Origin of the sequence: Flavobacterium sp. DSR2-3-3, from assembly GCF_049896585.1 — a bacterium.
Lineage (GTDB): Bacteria > Bacteroidota > Bacteroidia > Flavobacteriales > Flavobacteriaceae > Flavobacterium.
In genome coordinates this window covers 188,183-211,889 of record NZ_JAFCUP010000002.1, presented here as the reverse complement: position 1 = coordinate 211,889, position 23,707 = coordinate 188,183, and the positions used below count along the sequence as shown (strand labels likewise).

Here is a 23,707-nt window from a genome sequence, read left to right as displayed (position 1 = left end):
TAAATGAAATACACTTCTGTTTTATTCTTTTGCCTTGTTTTTGTCTTGAGTATGACGGCTCAAAACAGAAGTAAAGCAATTGCATTAAAAGATATTCTGCAGTCTATTGAAAAACAACATCTTATTTATTTTAATTATATTGACAATGAAATAGTTACTCTTAAAATTGTACCTCCAAAAAAATCGTTGCCTTTGAACAAGAAGATCAGTTATCTTGAAAAAAAAACGAACCTCTTCTTTAAAAATATCGATAATAAATTCATTACTATCTTTAGTGATAATAGGGTTGACACAAAGAATATTTGTGGATATGTATATTCTAAAGAAGATAATTCTCCACTGGAAAATGTGAATATTAAGTTTGAAGATGGTTCCAGTACTTCAACCAATAAAAAAGGATATTTTGAACTAAAAAAAGAAAAGTCAACTGATTTATTAATTAGTAACATTGGGTATACCACTGAAAAAATTTCTGTCTCTGCTTTACAAAATAAAAATTGTTTAAAGATTTTTATTGAAGTGGAAGTTTCTGAATTAAATAATATAATTGCGAATCAACTTTTAACATCTGGAATCTCAAAAAAAATTAATGGAACATTTGAAATTAAACCCAAAAAACTTGGAATATTACCTGGCTTAATTGAACCCGATGTTTTACAAACCATGTTGCAAATTCCCGGTATTTATAGTGCTGATGAAAGTATTTCAAGTATCAATGTAAGAGGAGGCACACATGATCAAAATTTGTTTTTATGGAATGGAATAAAAATGTATCAGACGGGACATTTTTTTGGATTAATTTCGGCTTTCAATCCTAATTTAGCCCATACCATTTCTATAATTAAAAATGGGACTTCTGCTTTTTTTGGAGAAGGCGTCTCAAGCGTTGTGGATATTTCCTCAAACTCCAATGCATTTAAAAAAAACAGTTTTAGTGCAGGAATAAACATGATAAATGCCGATGTATATTCAAAGTTCAAAATCTCCGAAAAAAGTTTTGTAGAAATTTCAGGAAGAAAATCCATAACCGATCTTGTAAAAACACCGACGTACAAAGAATATTATAATAAAGCCTTTCAAAATACAAGTATTACTAATTTTTCCAATAATCAAAATATAGATTATTTAGGTGACGAAAAATTTAATTTTTACGATATTACGGCTAAATATTCTCAACAAATCGGACAAAAAAACCATTTTGTTTTCGATTTTATTACAATTAACGATCAACTTAAAATTTTTCAAACAACCAACGCCAGTTCTCAAATTCAGTCTGAAAATAATATTTTATACCAAAAAAATTACGGAAGTAATCTTTCATGGATACGAAACTGGAATACTAAAAATAGCACTCATTTGAATGTCTACACATCGTCTTATGTACTCAATGCCGAAAAAAACAAAATACAAGACAATCAAATTGTAAAACAAAAAAATGAAGTGCTAGACAATGGCTTTAAGCTTGAAAATAGTCATACAATCAATTCGAAATTTACTCTTAAAAATGGATATCAATTTAACGAAATTGGCACCATAAATTCAGATGAAGTAAATAGTCCTATATTTTACAGAAGAATTAAAGAAGTTTTACGAATTCATGCACTTATAGCTGAAGCAAAATATAATGATACTTTATCCAAAATATATTTTAATGCAGGATTGCGATTAAACTACATTGAACAATTCAAAAAAAGCCTTTTAGAACCACGATTACAGTTTAATTATGCCATTACAAAATATTTTAATTTAGAAGTATTAGGAGAATTTAAAAGTCAAAATTCTTATCAGATTATTGATTTGCAAAACGATTATTTTGGTATTGAAAAAAGAAGGTGGATATTGGCAAACAACACAACGATACCTATTCAAAGAAGTAAGCAAGCATCAATTAGTTTGTTTTACAACAAAAATAATTGGTTATTTACTTTAGATAATTTTTATAAAAAAGTAACCGGAATTAATAGTTCGAGTCAAGAATTTCAAAACCAATTAGAATTTGTAAAAACGAATGGCGATTATGAAGTTTTAGGAATGGAAATGCTGGTTCAAAAAAAGATAAATCATTTTATTACCTGGTTTAGTTACACTTACAATACTAATAATTATCACTTTCCAGATTTAGAACAACCTGTATTTCCAAATAACTTTAAATTAGACCATATTATTTCCTGGGCTGGAATCTATGAAAGAAAAAATCTAAAAATAGCATTGGGATCAAAGTGGTATTCTGGAAAACCAGAGACCACTCCTATAAGTTCGACAATAAATTACAGTAATTTCTCTAATCCAAAGATTGATTACAATACTCCAAACAATAAAATACTAGATGACTTTTTTCAAGTTAATTTTTCAACAACATACAAATGGGAAAGCTTAAATCAAATTCAATATAAATTGGGGTTCTCTTTACTAAATGTATTGAATCGAAAAAATGAAATCAACGAATATTATAAAATAAATACGGTCACAAATTCTATAGAAGATGTAAAAACTTTTTCACTTCGACGCACTCCAAATTTAAGTTTTAGAATAGCTTATTAAACGATTTCCATAACATTGAATAAATTTATTAAGTTACTCAATTGTATCAATTGGTTAAAAAACCATGTTTCTGTGTACTCCCCTATTTAACGTAGTAAGAACTATAATAAATCGCATTGTCATCGAAGCGCTACTTGCCTAGTTGTAAAAAAACACCAAAAAATCAGATTTAAAATAGGTTAAAAAACAAACTTAAGGGTAGTGTAATAAGTTCTTGCATCGAAATGTATTATTCTTGATCGCAGATAACTGGTTGGTCCGGAGTTGAAATAACTTTTATTTGTAAAATTGGGAATTCCGACTAGCAGTTTTCATTTGTTGGAGGATGAAAGATCAGCAACATAATAGTGTACATGCTAACGTAGTAATCACATATAATTAAGAAATAACCTCAATTTTAACCTATAAAAAAAGTGTGCAAAATTTATGATAAAGCCTTTATAGAAAAAGCTTGATAATTAAGTTATGAAATCACAATGAATCAGAGTTTCTAAGAGATTTGGGAATAACAGCGCCACAGTTGTGTAAATGGCGTTAAGAGTTCGAGGAGTTTAAAGAAGGAAGTTTTCCTAAAAAATGGAATTTTAAATAAGTCCCAAGCAATAAAAAATCCATGAACTGGAAAAAGAACTTAAGGATGCTGAGTTAATTCGAGATATATTAAAAAAAACTAATCAGCATTTTTCCAAACAGCGGTCAATGATTAAAAGTTTAAGTGAAAACAACGAACAAGTATTTCCGATTGAAAAATAGTTAGGCATTTTCCCTTTTAGCAAATCATATTAATCAGCAAGCAATAACGCAAAAAAAGAAATTTGGAAAGTGAGAAATAGAGAGGTAAAAAAACTAAACCATCGAATTTGACCTGACAATTAAAATGTGGAAAGTGGCAAAGTAAATTTTACGCAAAAAAATAGAGATCCTACAAATGTATTGTAATTATTGAACATAAAACAATGACAAATTAAGATTAACACTCTGATAAACAACAATATACTTTTTTTCTATTTTTTGCTAACAATCAACAAAAATAAAAAATAAAAATAATTATATTGCTAAAGAGACACTTTTTTATAACTAAATTTACTGGTAATAATAGGACCATTATAGTGTAAAAGACAACCCTGATAAAATTGACACAGAGGAAAAACATAAAATATCAAAAACAAAAAATCAATTTTCGGCGGGCTTTCTGTCAATTTGACAAGTTCTCGCTTAAAAGTTGAAATAATTAATCTGCAACTTCAATCCGTTAAAATAAATACTATGAAGAGCGATGATAAATTTTTAAGAATAATTACAGCCACTAATAAAAATATAATTCGTGTTTTAATTAGCATTATGACTTTAATTTTAATTTTGGGAACAGTACATCTTATCTATTTAGAATTAAAAAAAATTATCGCTCCTCCTTATCTATTGATTGAAGTTTCCACCTTATTCGAAGTATTTAATTTAATACTGATCATAGCAGTAGGATATGAGCTCATAAAAGCATTGCTATTAATTATTTCGTCCGATACAATTCCCACTATTCAAATTATAGAAATCTCAATTATTGCTATTTCAACTAAAATAATCACACTGGATATACAGCAAACAAGTAGTAATATTATTATGAGTTTAGCTTTAATGATTGCTGCACTCGGTCTTGCTTATTTTTTGTTAAAATATTATAAGAAACCACAAAACAAACCCTGAACAAATCCAGTAGCGCGCTGTTTTTTAATTATTTAATTGTATTTAAAAATATAACAACTATAAAATGAAGTTATTATGGATCAATTACTGCAAAATAAAAAATGGCATTCAGTTTCTTATAATGATGTATTAGAGAACTTCAATGCTTCCTCGCAAGGTCTTGATACGAAAGAAGCAGAAAAACGCCTGAAAATAGTAGGACCCAATATTCTACACAGGCAAAATAGAGAAAGTGCCTTTAAAATTTTGCTGAGGCAATTTCTTAACCCGCTTATATATGTTCTCCTTGCTGCTACCACCCTTGCCATAGCTATGGGTAAAATCACTGATGGAATAGTGGTATTTTGCGTTATAATTATTAATGCTACTATCGGATTTGTTCAAGAATACCAAGCCGGTAAAACCATTCAGGGGCTTCTGCAGTTGATACCGGAGAATGTTACGGTAATGAGAGACGGAAAGCAAAAAAATATCCAGGCTGCTGACCTTGTACCAGGGGATTATGTATTGCTTCAGGCTGGAGACAAGGTATCCGCAGATTTACGGCTTACATTCGTAAAAAACATGCAGTGTAATGAATCTATCCTTACCGGCGAATCCTTCCCGGTAGAAAAACACACGGATAATATTGACTCAGATGCAGGAGTTGCTGACCGTAAGAATATGGTTTTTAGCGGTACAATGATTACTTCTGGTACTGCGGAAGGCGTAGCTGTTTTAACAGGGGTTAAAACAGAAATCGGTAAAATTTCCGTACTTCTTCAAACCACCACGTCAGTCAAATCTCCACTGACAAAATCTCTTGAAAAAATTGCACGGGGAATTACATATTCCATCATATTTGTTGGTGTCTTAGTTTTTCTAATTGGAATATTTCGTAATTACACACTTATTGATGCAATATTTTTTGCCATTACTCTTGCGGTCGCAGCTATCCCCGAAGGACTGCCTGCCGTAATTACTATCTCATCAGCTATCGGTGTTATGCGAATGGCAAAAAGACAAGCTATTATCCGGCATTTATCCGCTGTAGAGACTTTGGGTAGCACCACTGTAATCTGCTCAGACAAAACGGGAACGCTTACCCTTAACGAAATGACCGTTCAGGTTCTTTGGAATGGAAAGCAAAAATTCAATGTCACAGGAGTAGGCATTAACACTGATGGTGAAATTTTAAAAAATGATTCCGATGAAAAAGGAACGGATGATGAAATTGGAGAACTGATAAGGGCTGCTGCATTATGCAATGACGCAACACTTCATAATAATGAGGGTCTTTGGAAAGCAGTAGGAGATCCCACAGAGGTTGCCCTTATAGCAGTAGCCGGGAAGTTTGGAATAAACGAAGACGAATTAAGAGGCAAATGGCCGAGGCTGGATGAATTACCCTTTGATTCTGAAAAAAAAATAATGACTACGCTACATCTCTCCCCTTTGGGAGAAAAAATAATTTACCTAAAAGGCGCCCCTGAATCAGTTATTCCACTTTTATTAAAAAGTGAAAATTCATCCATTGTCTTTGACACAGAAATGGTGCGAGCGGAGGCTTTACAGTTAGCAGGAACAGGAATGAGAGTATTGGCTTTCGCTTTCAGAAACTTAGATAGCCAACATTCATCAAAGATTATGGAAGAGGATCTTAACGATTTTACTTTTTTAGGAATACAGGCCATAAGTGACCCTCCAAGAATGGAAGTAAAAGAAGCGATAAAATCGTGCCATAATGCAGGTATTACAGTGAAAATGATTACCGGCGACCATCCTGCAACAGCCGCAGCAATAGGCATGGAACTTGGATTTATAAATGCAGATCGGGTTATCACCGGAAAGGAGCTTCAGAATTTGAATGCTCTAGAGATTCAAGAAGTAGTAAAAAACACCAATATTTTTGCACGGGTATCCCCTGAAGATAAATTAAATCTAGTAAAAGCCCTTCAGGCCAGCGAGGAAGTGGTAGCCATGACAGGAGATGGTGTAAATGACGCCCCAGCACTAAAACGTGCAGATATTGGTGTAGCTATGGGTATCAGTGGTACGGCTGTTGCCAAAGAGGCGGCAGACATGATCCTGACCAATGATAATTTTGAAAGTATAAAGGCGGCTGTTGAAGAAGGACGCAGAGTATTTGACAACCTATTAAAATCTATTGTATTTCTTCTGCCTACAAGTATAGGATTGGGATTGGTTATTTTTATTGCTGTGTTGTTTTTTCCCTCAAAAGACGGAATTTTACTCATCCCAATACAACCTGTTCAGGTATTGTGGATCAATCTTATAACTGCCGTTGCCTTGTCATTGCCGCTTGCGCTTGAAGCAATGGAACCCGATGTAATGAATCGTCCTCCACGTAAGCCCAAGAAGCCTTTATTAAGTTCCTTCATAATTTTCAGGATGATACTAGTTTCTCTGGTAATGGCAGGTGGAACAATTGGATTATTTCTTTGGGAATATAATAATGAGCTGTCCAGGGGCATCGCACATTCACTGGCCATTTCGGAAGCTCAAACAATGGCTGTAACAGCAATGGTTTTATTTCAGGTGTTTTATCTTATTGATTGCCGATCTCTTCATTTTTCAGTCAATAAAATCGGGCTTTTCTCTAATCCGTTTATTTACATCGGAATTGCAACAGTACTGTTTGTTCAAGCCGCTTTTGTTTATTTTCCATTTATGAATCGTTGGTTTCATTCATCTCCATTAAAAGCGGAGGCATGGGGGGTGTCAGCCATGGTCGCTTTTTCAATTCTAATAATCATCAGTATTGAAAAATGGATTCAAAGAAAATATTTTAAAAATATTGAGATGTAATATTACAGTGAAAAAGTAAAACTCGTAATCAAGAAGTGTTTGACAAAAATGAAATGTGGGTTGTAGCATTGTAAATGAATTATCTTGCGAACCAATCAAAGAATAACCAAAAGAAATTAAATATAATTCTTATCGAGATGAAATAAAAAAACAAATAGACTAAACTCATCAAACTATTTGGACAATTAGTGCAAAATAACATAAGAACCATTAAAACTAGTTAATGATCACGAGGTTTGGAGTGTTTAACAAGATTTTTTTAACACAACATCTGCATCAAAATTACAAAGTATTATATATCAACAAAACGAACCGCATACGAACAAAAAAATAGTAAATAGGATTACAAGTCAGAAATATAACCATCATAAACAGTGACGGATTTATACAAGCGTAAAGTTTTTTTAATTGTATAAAATTTTGTTGGGCATTTGATAAAAAACTTATTATCTTTCATAAGCATTTTCGTTTAAAACGATTTGTGCCTGTAAATCCCGAACAGCTTTTAAACGCAAATCGTCTGACCGTAACTAAAGGTGCGTATTTTGGTAACAGACAAAAATTTTGGTAAACAATGAAATTGACCAATTGAATTTGACAAAATAAGCATAGAGTATCAATTATACATTTTGTGAATATGCAAACGGATTTGAGTTTTTGGATTGGATTTAATGAATTTGTACTGCTGATTCCGGCATTAAATTTAGGGGTATTTAATCGTAAATCTCATGAAGTAAGCGTTTTATAATCTTTGATTTAGATAGGGGTTCGGATGACGCTTGCTTTGTGCTTCGATATGCTTTTCTATTATTGTGAAGGTGAGACAAAAGCATTGGAGTTTTTTACGGTTTATGTGATCGAAAAAGCATGGAGCATATATGATATTTTTGTATTCACTTTTATTTTAACACTCCTGCTATTCATTAGCATAAAATTCTGTTTTGGAGAATGATCGGGGATTTGATAATGCGAGCTGCTTTTATTTTTGCGGGAGTGGCCTTAAGCGAGAAATTTTATTCGACGATTTATGTTTTTGGAGCGATATTGATTTTTAGATTATATAAGATGATTACACAAAAAGAGGTAATAATTGAGTCAAAAAAAATTCCCTGTAAAAATTATTCAGTAGAGCAATGCCTGTTAGCAATGATATGCATGAGTGAAAAATTTTTATAAAACAAGACGGGAAACCGTTTGCAACGTCTTTATTTTTAGTTTTGGTCTTGATTGAAACCACCGATTTGATTTTTTCGGCAGATAGCATTCGTGTAATACTGGCCTCTACGCAAGAGCATTTTATTGTTCACACTTGAAATGTGTACGCCATACATGGCTTGCGTTCTCCGTATTTTCCACTCACGGGTATGATGGATAAATTCTGGTATTTATAAAAGGGGCTTGCTTTTAAATTAATTTTTGTGGGATTAAAAATGTTGGTGATTGATTTTTGCAAGTTGCCAATACAAATTGTGTTGTTGGTAATAGTTATTAATTCAATCTTGAGCATTGCAATATCATTAATATCAAGCAGGAGAATATAATAGGTTTAATCAGTCAATTGAATTGCATTTTGTCAAAATAATAATTAACATAAACGATTATGGATAAAATTCTTGTTACCACCGATTTTTCTTCTAACTCAAAAGCAGGTTTGCGTTTTGCCATTCAATTGGCATCACAAAATAAATTTGAGCTGACTTTTTTTCATTCCTATTACATTGCAAATCTTACGTCAATGAGCGATTCCGCCTTCGCTGATTGTGAAAGGAAAGAAGCTGATAAAATTCAAAAAAAACTAAACCAATTTGTAGAATCGGTTTACAGAGACATGGATGTTGTTTCCAAAAAAAAAGATTGTGTAATAAATAGTGCTGTTTTTGCAGACAGTAATATTAGGGAATATGCTCAGGAAAATAAATTCGATTTTATCTGTATCAGCACCAGAGGCCTAGGAAAACTAAAAAAAATATTTGGGACAAACACTTCCAGTCTAATCACTCATTCCACGGTTCCTGTTATAGCCGTGCCACACAATTATCACAGAAGTGAAATAAAAAATATCCTCTACGCCTCAGACCTTGTAAATCTTGAGAATGAACTGATAAAAGTAATTGAATTCACAAAGCCATTAAAGGCAAAAGTTGAAATACTCCATTTCAATTACCCAACCGAAATAAAAACCAGTAAAAACGTCATAAATGAACTGGTAAAAAAAAATTCAAAGCATAATATCAAACTGCATGTCGAAAAGATCAATCTCGCCGAAAGTTTAATTTCAAATATAGAAGCGGTAATCAAGCGGTCAAAACCTGCAATGATAATCATGTTCACGCAACAAAACAGAAGTTTTTTCGATAAAATATTTTTCTCCAGTAACACAGTCAATTATTCCTTCAAAGCCAAAATACCGTTGCTCGTTTTTAATAAAATATAAATGCCAGAAATGGCGAGATGAAAAAGAACGGTAAAATACTATTAGGCAACTTCTAGTAATTACTAATTTTAATGTTCACCATTAACTTTAGGAGAAAAGCCAGGTAGCCTTTTTTTACTCTAAAACATTAAAAAACAAATTCCTAATTTGTGTAAAAAGTTTTAATATCAGAAGGTATTATATCTGGACTTGGATAACCTACAGCGCTACTTGTAAAATAACTGTTGTTTTTGAAATTAGTAATTACAACTTTCCATTTCCGATTTTTCCATTTGTAGGAAGTTGAAAAATCATTAACGTAACAGGCTGAGATTTGTCCAAAAATGCCATAATTGTTGTCAGTTGTATCTGTTTTACGGTTGTTTGCTTCCGTAAATTGAAAAGATAAGGATAAAGTTGAAGAGCTTAAAAAAATATAACAATTCCAGATGCAACAGAATTGCAACAGCAGATCACAAGTACGTCTAAAGAAGCATTTGTATTAAGACAAGAAATAGCACGACTTTAAAGAATTTTAGCAGAGAATACAATCCAATATTAAAATATTATATCTTTAAAAAAAAGATGAATTCAAATAAAGATTTAAAATGAAAAAAAATATATTTTTATTAATTATCAATTCTAAGGGACTTCGATAATTAGCATAATCCAAAAGTACAATTTGCAAAAAATCCAGTGCAAACATAACCTGAAACGTTTTTTTAATATCCGTAACACCACTCAAAATCAATTTGCGTGCTCAAATTTTCAATTCAATATTAATTAGAAACCAAAACATCATAATCAGGATGCTAATCAAATATCGTTTTTCTGTCCTGCATAAAATGATTAACTGCACAAAAAGCAAACGTTTTGGATTTACGTTTGTTTTGTTGTGAAATTTACACCATCAGAGGAAACCCTAAAAAAAAATCTTTTCGGGAAGTAATCAGTTTAATTTCAATTTTCATGTTCGTCAATTGTTCGTGAAAATGTCGCAAAAAGTTGCGTTTTGTTGTTGTAAATGTAAGAAAATAAGAAATACAAAAATCAGTAAACGCAAAAAACCCACTGAATTCAGTGGGTTTTGTTGTGAAGGCAGAAGGATTCGAACCTTCGACCGCCTGCTTAGAAGGCAGGTGCTCTATCCAGCTGAGCTATGCCTCCATTGCTCATGTAAAAAATTCAGTCGGGGTGGCAGGATTCGAACCTGCGGCCTCCTGCTCCCAAAGCAGGCGCGATAACCGAGCTACGCTACACCCCGAAAAACAAAATTATAACAGCGGAGGGACAGGGACTCGAACCCTGGCACCGATTGCTCGATGACAGTTTAGCAAACTGCTCCATTACCACTCTGGCACCCCTCCAAGCTCAAGGAAACGTGACCTGTTTTGCGGTTGCAAAAATAAGACATCTTTACACTTCTCACAACTATTTTACTTCTTTTTTTAAATTTTTTTCATCATTTTTATAAAAAAGCTTCACAATCAAACATATAGAATAAAAATAAATTTAAAAAAGATAATCTGAACATCAAAATATGAAATTGTTTAAAAAAGATTAAATTTGCTACATAAACTAACATTATGAAAGTCATGAACAAAAGAGTTGTTATCGTTTCTGCCGTTAGAACACCTATCGGAAGTTTTATGGGGGGACTGTCTACAGTTACCGCTCCAAGATTAGGCGCAATAGCTATTAAAGGCGCTTTGGATAGAATAAATTTAGATCCAAATTTGATTGATGAAGTATTTATGGGTAACGTAGTTCAAGCTGGTGTAGGACAGGCTCCTGCCAGACAAGCTGCTATATTTGCCGGTTTACCGAATACGGTTGCCTGCACCACAATAAATAAAGTTTGCGCTTCCGGGATGAAAGCAGTTATGTTGGGTGCGCAAGCTATTCAATGTGGCGATGCCGAAATTGTGGTTGCCGGTGGAATGGAAAACATGAGTTTGATTCCACATTACATGCATTTGAGAAACGGAACTAAATTTGGCCCTGCAACCATGATTGATGGAATGCAGAAAGACGGACTTACTGACGCTTACGATAACAGCGCTATGGGAGTGTGTGCGGACTTATGTGCATCAGAATATAACTTTACGCGTGAAGACCAAGACAACTTCGCAATTCAATCGTATGAGCGTAGCGCAAAAGCATGGGATTCCGGAAAATTTGATAATGAAATAGTTCCTGTTCCTGTTCCACAAAGAAAAGGAGATCCTATCATAGTTTCTAAAGATGAAGAATTTACTAATGTAAAATTAGATAAAATACCATCCCTAAACGCCGTTTTTACAAAAGATGGAACTGTAACCGCAGCCAATGCATCAACAATAAATGATGGTGCAGCAGCATTAATCTTGATGAGTGAAGAAAAAGCAATCGCTTTAGGACTAAAACCATTGGCGTATATTAACGGATATGCTGATGCGGCGCAAGAGCCAAAATGGTTTACTACAAGCCCTGCAAAAGCGATTCCAAAAGCATTGGAAAAAGCCGGAATAACAATCAATGATGTGGATTATTTTGAATTCAATGAAGCATTTGCTGTTGTAGGTTTAGCTAATTCAAAAATTTTAGGTTTAAGTGACAGCAACGTAAATGTAAATGGTGGTGCCGTATCTTTAGGTCATCCTCTAGGTTGTTCCGGAGTTAGAATCATCGTTACATTATTAAATGTTTTAGAACAAAACAATGCTAAAATCGGTGCTGCCGCAATTTGCAACGGTGGCGGAGGTGCATCAGCTATTGTAATTGAAAGAGCTTAAATAATTATATTTTAAGAGTTATCGGCTTAAAAAACTGATAACTCTTAATTCTTAACTCATAAAAGAATCTAAATGTTCGGAATTTGTAATCTAGCCATAATCCCACTTAGAATTGAACCTAATGACAGAAGCGAAACCGTTTCTCAAGTTTTATTTGGTGAACATTTTGAAATTTTAGAACAATTAAAGCAGTGGTCCAAAATCAGAATGCAATATGACGGTTACGAAGGATGGATAGATTCAAAACAATTGCAACTGATTTCCGAAGCGAATTTTAATCAATTATCGAACGAGGCGATCATTTTAAATGCCGATTTAATAGAATATATCACGACACCAAATAGTCTGTTGATACCGATTCCGCTTGGTTCTTCGATATCGTTTATAAATCACAATGAGATAAATATTTCAAATTTTGACTTTGAAGGAACTAAAACCAGCGGCGAGAAAACTAAAGAAAGCCTACTAAATACAGCCTTTATGTATTTGAATGCTCCTTATCTTTGGGGAGGAAAAACTCCTTTTGGTATAGATTGTTCCGGATTTACTCAAATGGTATACAAACTCAATGGCTACAAATTGCTGAGAGATGCTTCGCAACAATCAACGCAAGGAGAAGCCTTAAGTTTTATTGAAGAGAGCGAACCTGGAGATTTAGCTTTTTTTGATAATGAAGAAGGCAACATCATTCATGTTGGAATTATAATGGCCGACAATTATATCATTCACGCCAGTGGAAAAGTTCGGATAGACCGCTTGGATCATTTAGGAATATTTAATGCTGAAACAAACAAGCATACACACAAATTGAGAGTCATTAAAAAAATAGTATAAAAAAACCTGTCTAAATATAGACAGGTTTTTTTGTACATTTCAAAAGCAAATTTTACATTTTTGCTTTTAATGCTTTGTATTGCGCAGTCATTTCTAACGCGCTGTAAACGCCTAAAAGAGTTTTAGAAACATCTACGTTTTTAGGATCTAATTCAACCGCTTTTTCAAGATAAGGAATTGTTGCTTTAAAAAGCTCTTCTCTTTTCTTTTTCAATTCATCGTAACGTTTCATATCCTTTGCAGAAGTCCCCAATTTGTTCATTTCGTCAATAATTGCTTTTTCATTCTCTAACTTCATTGCAGCAAGATTGATGTAACCATTGATATATTTTGGATTAATTTCAATAACTCTTTTGTAATATTTTTCAGCATCTGCTACATTTTTTGCATTTGCACTTAATACTCCCAAGTTAAAAATCAAATCCGCATCATTTGGATTTTTTTGCAAAACTTCAGCGATTAATTTTTTATACATTTCATAATCTTTCGTTTCTAAATAAAGATTAGCTTCTGTCAAAGTCAAAGATGTGTCTTCCGGATTTGCCAATCTCGCTTCAGAGATTGCTTTTTTAGCTTCCTCCGTTTTACCTTTTTCAACTAAAATTAAAGCCATATTTTTATAAATTTCTCCTCTTTTAGATGGCACAACTTCAGTTCTTGGCTTTTCATGCGTTCCAAGTTTCACCATTCTATCTCTTTCTTGAGCAGTAGTAAAAAAATCTTCTTGAGTAGTTAATTTATTAACAGCAAAATAACTCGTTCCTTTGCCGGAATAGTTCAGCGTTTTTAAATTATCATACAATTCAAGCGCTTTGTCATATTCTTTTGCATTAACATAAGTAGAAGCTGCGTAATACAAATTGATTGTGTCTTTCTTATCTAGCAAATAAGCGTCAGATAATTTTTTAGCACTATCTGAATGCTTGTCCAATTTTGAATCAGCAATTGCACCGTTAATCAATTTAAATTTAATATCAGTAATTGAAGCAGCTGCCTGTGTTGAAAATTTAGCTTTTCCAGAAGTTTTTTCAGCAGCAATTAAATCTTGATAAGCTTTTGCTGCAAGCGAAAGATTCGTGTTTGCATCAACATTTTTGTTTGCCAAATCTAATAAGGCATTTCCTTTTAAAAAGAAAAATTGAGCTTTCTCAGCATCTGTCGCATTAGATAGTAACGACTCTGCTTCCATCAAGATGATTGCTGCTTCCTGCGATTTACCTCCTTTTAATAATTTTTCAGCAGCTTTTATTTGATCTTTTTGAGCAAAAGTAGCTACTGATATCAATAACGCTGATGCTAGTAATACATATTTACTTTTCATAATATTCTAAGTTTGTTTTATAATTATTCTTGTTATCTATTTTTATTTATGCTTGATCATCTTCGTCGTCACCTTCAGCCTCGTCATCAACTTCCTCTTGTTCAGAATCATCTTCTTCATCATCTTCATCTGCACCTTCATCTTCAAGAACTTCTAAAATAGGCTTCACTCTTTCGATAGCTTCTGTTTCTATGACATTACCTTCTTCGTCAACGACCACTTCTGCAACATCGTCTTTCATTACTTTAGTTACTGCAGCAATCGAATCTTTACCTTTTAGATTTATCAATTTAACTCCTTGGGTTGCTCGTCCCATTACACGCAAATCTTCAATAGCCATTCTGATTGTTAATCCAGATTTATTGATAATCATCAAATCATCAGCATCAGTAACTGCATTAATCGAAATAAGTTTTCCGGTTTTTTCTGTAATGTTAAGTGTTTTCACACCCTTTCCTCCTCGATTAGTAATTCTATAAACATCTTCACCATCTTCATCGACTAATTTGGTACGTTTACCATATCCATTTTCAGTTACAACTAAAATTTGTGAATCGTTAATATTTTCCTTGTCAACAGTAACCATGCCAATAACTTCGTCTGTTTCATCTTTAAGAGTAATTCCACGTACTCCAGAAGCTGTTCTTCCCATAGGACGGGTTTTTGTTTCTTCAAAACGAACTAATTTCCCAGATTTAAGTGCCAAGATAATTTGACTTTCACCATTAGTTAATTTCGCTTCCAATAATTCATCGCCTTCTTTTATAGTAATTGCAGCAACACCATTAACTCTCGGTTTAGAATATTTCTCTAAAGAAGTTTTCTTAACCTGACCTTTTTTAGTTACCATAATAAGGTTGTGACTTTTGATGTAATCTTGATCTTTTAAATCTTGGGTACAAATAAATGCTTTTACTTTATCGTCGCTTTCAATATTAACTAAGTTCTGAATCGCTCTACCTTTAGCCGTTTTACTTCCTTCTGGTATTTCATAAACGCGCATCCAGAAACATTTTCCTTTTTGGGTAAAAAACATCATGTATTGGTGATTCGTTGCCACAAACATGTGCTCCAAGAAATCCTGATCTCTTGTACCAGCGCTTTTTTGTCCAACTCCGCCTCTATTCTGAGTCTTGTATTCTGTAAGGTTCGTACGTTTAATATATCCTGCATGAGAAATCGTGATAACTACATTTTCATCGGCAATTAAATCTTCAATACTTACGTCTCCTCCTGAATATTCAATAACAGAACGACGTTCATCGCCATATTTATCACGAATTTCCGTTAGTTCTTCTTTAATCAAGGCTATTCTTAAGTTTACATCTGCTAATAAAGCTTTTAAATGCTCAATTAACTTCATAATTTCCTCGTATTCTGTTCTTAACTTATCTTGTTCAAGACCTGTTAATTGGCGCAAACGCATTTCAACAATTGCACGAGATTGAATATCGGATAAATTGAATCTTTCAATTAATTTTTCTCTTGCTTCTTCGGTACTTTTTGAAGCTTTGATTAAAGCAATTACTTCGTCAATATTATCCGAAGCGATAATCAAACCTTCTAATATATGCGCTCTAGCTTCCGCTTTTTTCAATTCAAATTGCGTTCTGCGAGTCACCACATCATGACGGTGCTCTATAAAATAATGAATCAGATCTTTCAGATTCAACATTTGCGGACGCCCTTTTACAATTGCAATATTGTTTACACTGAAAGAAGACTGTAATTGTGTAAACTTATAAAGTGTATTTAAAACTACGTTTGGCGTAGCATCACGTTTTAAAATATAAACGATACGCATCCCGTTTCTATCCGATTCATCTCGGATATTCGCAATTCCATCAATTTTTTTATCATTAACCAAATCAGCCGTACGCTTAATCATATCGGCCTTATTAACTTGATAAGGAATTTCGGTAACAATAATACATTCTCTTCCGTCCACTTCTTCAAAACCTACTTTGGCACGCATTACAATACGTCCTCTACCTGTTTTGAATGCTTCACGAACGCCTTCATATCCATATATAATACCACCTGTAGGAAAATCGGGGGCTTTGATATGCGTCATCAACTCATCAATCTCAATATCATTATTATCCATGAAGGCTAACGTACCGTTGATTACCTCGGTTAAGTTGTGAGGAGGCATATTTGTAGCCATACCCACTGCAATTCCTGTTGCCCCATTTATTAATAAGGTAGGAACACGCGTTGGCATAACTGTTGGCTCTTCTAAAGTATCATCAAAATTTAATTTAAAATCAACAGTTTCTTTATCTATATCCGCCAAGATTTCTTCCGAAATTTTACGCATTCTAGCCTCCGTATAACGCATTGCTGCAGGACTATCCCCATCCACGGAACCAAAATTACCTTGACCGTCAATCAATAAATAACGCATACTCCATTCTTGTGCCATACGAACCATGGCATCATAAACAGAGGTATCACCGTGTGGGTGATATTTTCCAAGAACTTCCCCGACAATTCTTGCGGACTTTTTATGGGCAGATCTGGAGTTTACTCCTAAATCATGCATTCCATAAAGTACTCTTCGATGTACTGGTTTCAAGCCATCTCTGACATCTGGAAGTGCTCTTGATACAATTACTGACATCGAATAATCAATGTAAGCTGTTTTCATTTCATCTTCAATGTTAATAGGAATTAACTTTTCTCCTTCAGACATAGGTTGTTATATTAAATAATTATATTAGTTTCAAAACGTGCCAATATACGCTTTTTTGAAATTTTTAAACTAATTTTAAAATACTTATTTCAATGATTTATTAACAAATTAAACTTCGTTTTTAGTTAATAATTTAAGGGAAAATTAACTATTATATTATGATTATTTTTGTCTCTTAGCTGACATGACTTCTTATGGGAATGGTTTTTGTTCCTCTATCATTAATTCACTAAATTTACGATATCAAATATATATTATGGATGATAATTTTTCACCAAGAGTAAAAGACGTTATTACTTACAGCAAAGAAGAAGCCTTGCGATTAGGGCATGACTTTATAGGCACGGAACACTTAATGTTAGGCATTTTAAGAGACGGAAACGGAAAAGCAATTCAAATATTGAACAACCTGGATGTTGATTTAGATTACTTACGTCGAAAAGTGGAAATCCTGAGCCCAGTGAGTTCAAGCTTGGAAGTAAATGTTGAAAAGAAAAACTTACACTTAACACGACAAGCAGAACGAGCATTGAAAACCACTTTCCTAGAAGCTAAAGTATTTCAAAGTTCGTCCATTAGCACCGCGCATTTATTATTGTGCATATTAAGAAACGAAAACGATCCAACAACCAAGCTACTGAATAAACTGAAAATCGATTATGACGTTGCTAAAGAACAATATTTAAACATGACTCCAAACGAAGAAAATTTTATAGAAAATTTGCCCCGAAACGAATCATACAATGACGATTCAGGACAAGATGACAGTCTAAAAGAAGGAACTTTCAACAATCCAGCCAATAAATCCAATAAAAAATCGAAGACTCCTGTATTAGATAATTTTGGAAGAGATTTAACAGAAATGGCCGAAGAAGGAAAACTTGACCCTGTAGTAGGACGCGAGAAAGAAATTGAACGTGTTTCTCAAATTTTGAGCCGTCGAAAAAAGAATAATCCATTACTTATTGGGGAACCAGGAGTGGGGAAATCAGCTATCGCCGAAGGTTTAGCCTTACGTATAATCCAGAAAAAGGTATCACGTACTTTATTTAATAAACGTGTGGTCACTTTAGATTTAGCCAGTCTTGTTGCAGGTACTAAATACCGTGGACAGTTTGAAGAGCGCATGAAAGCGGTGATGAACGAATTAGAAAAAAATGACGATATCATTCTTTTCATAGATGAAATTCACACGATTGTGGGTGCCGGTGGCGCAACAGGCTCACTTGATGCTTCTAATATGTTTAAACCTGCGTTAGCTCGCGGAGAGATTCAATGTATTGGCGCCACAACATTAGATGAATACAGACAATATATAGAAAAAGATGGTGCATTAGAAAGACGTTTTCAAAAGATAATTGTGGAACCTACATCAGTTTCCGAAACGATAACTATTTTGAATAACATCAAAAACAAATATGAAGACCATCACAATGTTACCTACTCACAAGAAGCAATAGAAGCTTGTGTTAAATTAACGGACAGATATATGTCTGAACGTTTCTTGCCGGACAAAGCGATTGATGCATTAGACGAAGCAGGTTCTAGAGTTCACATTACCAATATTGAAGTTCCAAAACAAATTTTAGATCTCGAACGTCAATTAGAAGATGTACGTGAATTGAAGAATGTTGTGGTGAAAAAACAAAAATACGAAGAAGCCGCAAAACTTCGTGACGATGAAAAACGCATTGAAAAAGATTTAGCTGTTGCTCAGGAACAATGGGAAGAAGATGCTAAAAATAACCGAATAGAAGTTACAGAAGATAATGTAGCCGATGTAGTTTCTATGATGAGCGGGATTCCCGTAAATCGTATTGCTCAAACAGAAAGTAACAAACTAGCTAAACTTCCAGAACTAATTGAAGGGAAGGTTATTGGACAAAAAGAAGCAGTAATGAAAATTGCTCGTTCGATACAAAGAAATCGTGCGGGATTAAAAGATCCGAATCGTCCAATTGGTTCTTTCATCTTCTTGGGACAAACCGGTGTTGGTAAAACCCAATTAGCAAAAGTTCTGGCGAAGGAATTATTTGATTCTGAAGACGCCTTAATTCGTATTGACATGAGTGAATACATGGAAAAATTTGCAATTTCTCGTTTAGTTGGAGCGCCTCCAGGATATGTAGGATATGAAGAAGGTGGGCAGCTAACGGAAAAAGTTCGCAGAAAACCATATTGCGTTGTATTGTTAGATGAGATAGAAAAAGCGCATCCTGATGTTTTCAACATGTTGTTGCAAGTTTTGGATGATGGTTATTTAACAGACAGTTTAGGTAGAAAAATTGATTTCAAAAACACTATAATTATCATGACTTCAAATGTTGGAGCCAGACAATTAAAAGATTTTGGACAAGGTGTTGGTTTTGGCACTGCTGCCAAAGTGGCTCAGGCAGATGATAATTCAAAAAGTATCATTGAAAATGCATTGAAAAAAACTTTTGCGCCAGAATTCTTAAATAGAATTGACGATGTAATTGTGTTCAATGCTTTAGAAAAACATGATATTGATTTGATTATTGAAATTGAATTGAAAAAACTATATGCTCGAGTAGCAGAATTAGGCTATCAATTGAATCTTTCTGATAAAGCCAAAGCTTTTATTGCGGATAAAGGATTCGACAGGCAATTTGGCGCAAGACCATTAAAAAGAGCCATTCAGAAATATGTTGAAGACACGCTGGCTGAGGAAATTATTACTTCAAAAATTACAATTGGAGATGAGATTTTCATGGATATAGAAGATGGTGCACAAGAATTAACAGTTAAGGTTCACAAAGCCGGAGAGCCTACCAACCTTTAAATTCTGGTAAGAATATATAATGTAAACCCGTTACGTTTTTATAACATAGCGGGTTTATTCTTTACGATTAACACACTTTTTTTGAAAACAAATATTTACATTTGGTCTTTATAAAAAAGGTTAATTAAAATTGTTTTATGTCAGATAATAAAGTTATTCTAGGTAGTGAAGAATGGTGTTCTTTTCCTGAATTAGGAATTCCCACGATAAAAGCCCGAGTGGATTCAGGTGCAAAAACATCAGCTTTACACGCTATCAACATCGCTCCATTTATAAAAAATGAGAGCAACTGGGTAAAATTTGACATTAATCCGATACAAAATAATCAAAAAACGGTAATTCATTGTGAAGCAGCTTTAATTGATAAACGTATTGTGAAAAGTTCCAGTGGTTTTAGAGAGCAACGCTATGTTATTCAAACAAATCTACAAATTGGAAATTCACAGTGGCCAATAGAAATGACACTGACTAATCGAGATTCTATGGGTTTCAGAATGCTTTTGGGTCGTGAAGCAATGAGTGGAAGAGTTTTAGTAGATCCGGAACAAAAATATCTTTTAGGACAACCTACAACAGATACTTTAAAAGAATTATATAAAAATTCTGAAAAAGCGACATCCGGTTTACGCATCGGGCTTCTAGCCAGTAATCCTGAATTGTACAGCAACAAGCGAATCATGGAAGCCGGAGAAATGCGAGGCCATGAAATGCATTTCTTAAACATCAAGGAATGTTATATGAAACTGGATGCAAAAACACCGGAAATCCATTATCGTGGAGGTAAGATATTAAATCAATTTGACGCCATCATTCCTAGAATCAGACCAAGTATTACCTTTTACGGTTGCGCTTTGACGAGACAATTTGAAGCCTTAAAAGTATATTGTTTAAATTCATCGAACGCCATTACGCAATCACGCGATAAATTATATTCTTTGCAATTACTGCTAAATCACGGTGTAGAAATTCCTACGACTGGTTTTGCTAATTCGCCTTTGGATACCGATGATTTGATAAAAATGGTAGGCGGTTCTCCTTTAATCGTAAAATTATTGGAAGGAACTCAAGGAAAGGGTGTCGTTTTAGCCGAAACAAAAAAAGCCGCAGAAAGCGTTATCAATGCTTTCAAAAGTTTAAATGCCAATATATTAGTTCAGGAATTCATCAAGGAAGCCAACGGAAAAGATATTCGTTGTTTTGTAATTGACGGAAAAGTAGTGGCTGCCATTCAGCGCGAAGCGATGCCAGGCGAATTTAGAGCCAACATCCATCTTGGAGGAACGGCATCTGTCATAAAAGTTACTGCAGAGGAAAAACGGATTGCGATCAAAGCAACGAAAGCAATGGACTTGAAAGTAGCTGGCGTTGATATTATTCGTTCCGCTAAAGGACCATTATTGCTGGAAGTAAATTCATCACCGGGATTAGAAGGAATTGAAGGAGCTACAAATAAAGACATAGCCGGAGAAATGATCAAAGCAATTGAAAAAAATTTCAAACAAAAAACTGAGTTGAAATAACCAATAATTCTGCATCACTATAAATACAGTATATTGAATTATTGTCCTTGTAGTACTTTTTAAAAATATATTAAACCTAAAAAAATGAACGAGTATTTAGTGATAATTCTCCGTAGTAGTGCCGTTTATTTTTTTATGGTTATTGCATTACGTCTTTTTGGCAAGAAAGAATTGTCACAGCTGAACACCGCTGATGTAATATTGATTCTGCTCATCAGCAACGCCGTTCAAAATGCAATGGTTGGAAACAACACCAGTTTATGGGGAGGTTTGGCCGCAGCTTCAGTCCTATTTATCACTAATTTTATTTTAAAGAAATTGATGTTTAAGTACCCCAAATTCAGTGATTTCATGCAAGAAAAACCAGAGATTTTAATCCATGACGGAAATTTGGATTTTAAAACCTTGAGCAAATTAAACATTTCTTCTGATGAATTGAAAGAAGCCATGCGCGAACATGGAATCGAATATTTTAAAGATGTAAAACTCGCAATGCTTGAAATAGATGGTAACATCAGCATTATCTCCGGCAATCAAAATTTAAAACAAACCTATCACAAACGAAAACACATTCACAAAAGTTTAAGTGGAATAAATTAATCACACCTCCCTTTGAAATAGTAACAAATTAAATTATAAATTTATGACAATTGAACATTTAAACGAAACTAAAAATGGCCATTTTAAAGCGGTTGTCAATCAAGTAGAAGTCGGAAGAATGACATATACTTGGTCGGGAACCGATAAATTTATCATTGACCACACCGAAGTAAATCCTGATTTTTCGGGACAAAATGTGGGCAAAAAACTGGTATTACAAGCCGCACAATACGCTCGAGAAAACAATTTTAAAATTGTGCCCACATGTTCATTTGCGAAAAGCATATTTGATAAAACAAAAGAAATTCAAGATCTCCAGTTTTAGCCAACTTAATTTTAGTGCATAAAAAAACCATTCCTGAAGAATGGTTTTTTTATGGATGGTATTCACATATTAAATAAAAATACTGAAAGTATAATAAATGATTGCAGCTAATATTGCTGAAATTGGAATGGTTAAAACCCACGCCCATAATAAGCTTACCGTCATTCCCCAGCGTACTGCAGAAACTCTTTTAGTAAGTCCTACTCCAATGATAGATCCGGTAATCGTATGTGTTGTACTTACAGGCACTTTAAAATGCTCCGTAAAATATAAGGTCAATGCTCCGGCAGTTTCTGCGGCAACACCTTCAAAAGAAGTTACTTTTGTGATTTTTGAACCCATCGTCTTTACGATTTTCCAGCCACCACTTAATGTTCCAGCTGCAATTGCAGAATAACACGCTAGCGGAATCCAAGTCGGCATTTTGAAGGCACCTTCATCATTTGGCAACACCACATCTAACCAACTAGGCAATGCTTCTTGGGCAACACCACTTGTATTAATATAAACAGCAACCGCTGCGGCGATGATACCCATCACTTTTTGGGAGTCATTTCCACCGTGTCCTAAACTAAAAGCTGCAGAAGATAGCAATTGCATTTTTTTCAGCCATGCCGTTGCTTGATTTAAATTTAAACTACTAAATATCAAACAGAATGTGCTGATGGAAAGAACAATAAATGCAACTAAAAACCATTTTATATTATGTGCTTCTAACGCGACACTCCAAAAATGGGAGTCGAAACGTGGTTTTGTGATTTGATCGTAATATATCATCTGGCTTTCTACAAACCAGATTGTCAAAATCATTAAAGAAGCTGTGAAAATCTTTGGATAAATGCTCTTTTTAGAAGCATTAAGCAACCAAATCGAGATTAAATAAGAAATTAAAGCTCCTAACAAGGGTGCTAAAATAATAAAAGCAACAATGATTAAAACTCCTGAAGGCATGCCACCATCTTTTCCTTCTTTGTACCAAGAAACAACACCAAAACCTGCATGAGCAATTGCTGCTCCGGCAAATCCGCCTATTAAAGTATGGGACGAACTTGAAGGAATTCCCTGCCACCAAGTAAATAAATTCCAAATAATTGCAGCAATAACACCTGCTAGAATCACAACTAAATTGATATCCATCGTGTTAGCTGTTTTCGCAACAGTATCCGCTACTCCAAAACCGAAAACCCAATAAGCCAAAAAATTAAAAAAAGCTGCCCACACAACTGCCTGAAAAGGACTTAATACTTTTGTGGCAACGACCGTTGCTATAGCATTGGCAGCATCATGAAAACCATTAATGTAATCAAAGATCAATGCCAGAACTATAATAACTATAAGTAGAGTAAATTCCATAATTATAATTTCAGAATAT

At 33.9% G+C, this 23,707-nt stretch carries 15 protein-coding genes and 3 tRNA genes; 12 read left to right on the top strand and 6 right to left on the bottom strand.

Annotated features, from left to right (window positions below; translation table 11 throughout):
* Nucleotides 1-3: 3 nt before the first annotated feature.
* The 6 genes from ACP7AQ_RS03630 (at nt 4) to ACP7AQ_RS03605 (ending at nt 9,484) form a co-directional block, all read left to right on the top strand.
* Nucleotides 4-2,541: a TonB-dependent receptor gene (locus ACP7AQ_RS03630; protein ID WP_426094439.1), complete on the top strand. Its 2,538-nt coding sequence runs from the start codon at nt 4-6 to the stop codon at nt 2,539-2,541.
* Nucleotides 2,542-3,807: 1,266 nt separating this feature from the next.
* A complete protein-coding gene (locus tag ACP7AQ_RS03625; protein ID WP_426063197.1) occupies nt 3,808-4,242 on the top strand; it encodes a phosphate-starvation-inducible PsiE family protein in 435 nt (144 codons plus the stop codon).
* A 75-nt stretch (nt 4,243-4,317) separates the two neighbouring features.
* On the top strand, nt 4,318-7,050 hold the full coding sequence (locus ACP7AQ_RS03620; protein ID WP_426094438.1) for a cation-translocating P-type ATPase: 2,733 nt from the start codon (nt 4,318-4,320) through the stop codon (nt 7,048-7,050).
* 933 nt (nt 7,051-7,983) lie between these two features.
* Nucleotides 7,984-8,226 carry a TerC family protein gene (locus tag ACP7AQ_RS03615; RefSeq protein WP_426094623.1) on the top strand — a complete coding sequence of 81 codons (243 nt, stop codon included), beginning with the start codon at nt 7,984-7,986 and terminating at the stop codon, nt 8,224-8,226.
* Nucleotides 8,217-8,363, top strand: coding sequence for a TerC family protein (locus tag ACP7AQ_RS03610; protein WP_426091795.1), 147 nt, complete (start codon nt 8,217-8,219; stop codon nt 8,361-8,363). The genes ACP7AQ_RS03615 and ACP7AQ_RS03610 overlap by 10 nt, the downstream gene beginning before the upstream one ends.
* Nucleotides 8,364-8,650: 287 nt before the next feature.
* Nucleotides 8,651-9,484, top strand: coding sequence for a universal stress protein (locus ACP7AQ_RS03605; RefSeq protein WP_426094437.1), 834 nt, complete (start codon nt 8,651-8,653; stop codon nt 9,482-9,484).
* A 1,072-nt stretch (nt 9,485-10,556) separates the two neighbouring features.
* On the opposite strand, the gene ACP7AQ_RS03600 is transcribed toward ACP7AQ_RS03605, so the two are convergent.
* From ACP7AQ_RS03600 to ACP7AQ_RS03590, 3 genes are all read right to left on the bottom strand, one after another.
* Nucleotides 10,557-10,630 (bottom strand) — tRNA-Arg (locus ACP7AQ_RS03600).
* A gap of 22 nt (nt 10,631-10,652) precedes the next feature.
* Nucleotides 10,653-10,727: transfer RNA gene (locus ACP7AQ_RS03595), tRNA-Pro, on the bottom strand.
* Between the two features lie 19 nt (nt 10,728-10,746).
* A tRNA-Ser gene (locus tag ACP7AQ_RS03590) sits at nt 10,747-10,830 on the bottom strand.
* Between the two features lie 228 nt (nt 10,831-11,058).
* Here ACP7AQ_RS03590 and ACP7AQ_RS03585 point away from each other — a divergent pair.
* Together ACP7AQ_RS03585 and ACP7AQ_RS03580 are read left to right on the top strand one after the other, a co-directional pair.
* Entirely contained in the window at nt 11,059-12,237 is a 1,179-nt protein-coding gene (locus ACP7AQ_RS03585; RefSeq protein ID WP_426094436.1) for an acetyl-CoA C-acyltransferase, read from the top strand.
* A 72-nt stretch (nt 12,238-12,309) separates the two neighbouring features.
* The gene (locus tag ACP7AQ_RS03580) at nt 12,310-13,071 is read left to right on the top strand and encodes an NlpC/P60 family protein (RefSeq protein ID WP_426063203.1); all 762 of its coding nucleotides are present in this window, start codon (nt 12,310-12,312) and stop codon (nt 13,069-13,071) included.
* 52 nt (nt 13,072-13,123) lie between these two features.
* On the opposite strand, the gene ACP7AQ_RS03575 is transcribed toward ACP7AQ_RS03580, so the two are convergent.
* Nucleotides 13,124-14,392 carry a tetratricopeptide repeat protein gene (locus ACP7AQ_RS03575; protein WP_426094435.1) on the bottom strand — a complete coding sequence of 423 codons (1,269 nt, stop codon included), beginning with the start codon at nt 14,390-14,392 and terminating at the stop codon, nt 13,124-13,126.
* Between the two features lie 46 nt (nt 14,393-14,438).
* Nucleotides 14,439-17,087 carry a DNA gyrase subunit A gene (gene gyrA, locus ACP7AQ_RS03570; RefSeq protein ID WP_426091739.1) on the bottom strand — a complete coding sequence of 883 codons (2,649 nt, stop codon included), beginning with the start codon at nt 17,085-17,087 and terminating at the stop codon, nt 14,439-14,441.
* 256 nt (nt 17,088-17,343) lie between these two features.
* On the opposite strand from gyrA, the gene ACP7AQ_RS03565 reads away from it, so the two are divergent.
* The 4 genes from ACP7AQ_RS03565 to ACP7AQ_RS03550 all read left to right on the top strand — a co-directional run bounded on the left by ACP7AQ_RS03565 (nt 17,344) and on the right by ACP7AQ_RS03550 (nt 22,335).
* On the top strand, nt 17,344-19,890 hold the full coding sequence (locus ACP7AQ_RS03565) for an ATP-dependent Clp protease ATP-binding subunit (RefSeq protein WP_426094434.1): 2,547 nt from the start codon (nt 17,344-17,346) through the stop codon (nt 19,888-19,890).
* A gap of 137 nt (nt 19,891-20,027) precedes the next feature.
* The gene (gene rimK / locus ACP7AQ_RS03560) at nt 20,028-21,410 is read left to right on the top strand and encodes a 30S ribosomal protein S6--L-glutamate ligase (protein WP_426063207.1); all 1,383 of its coding nucleotides are present in this window, start codon (nt 20,028-20,030) and stop codon (nt 21,408-21,410) included.
* A gap of 84 nt (nt 21,411-21,494) precedes the next feature.
* Complete coding sequence (locus tag ACP7AQ_RS03555; RefSeq protein ID WP_426063208.1) at nt 21,495-22,010, top strand: DUF421 domain-containing protein; 516 nt, start codon at nt 21,495-21,497, stop codon at nt 22,008-22,010.
* 43 nt (nt 22,011-22,053) lie between these two features.
* The gene (locus tag ACP7AQ_RS03550) at nt 22,054-22,335 is read left to right on the top strand and encodes a GNAT family N-acetyltransferase (protein WP_426063209.1); all 282 of its coding nucleotides are present in this window, start codon (nt 22,054-22,056) and stop codon (nt 22,333-22,335) included.
* Nucleotides 22,336-22,404: 69 nt separating this feature from the next.
* Here the strand turns inward: ACP7AQ_RS03550 and ACP7AQ_RS03545 are convergent, their stop codons facing one another.
* Entirely contained in the window at nt 22,405-23,688 is a 1,284-nt protein-coding gene (locus tag ACP7AQ_RS03545) for an anion permease (protein ID WP_426091738.1), read from the bottom strand.
* Between the last annotated feature and the right edge of the window lie 19 nt (nt 23,689-23,707).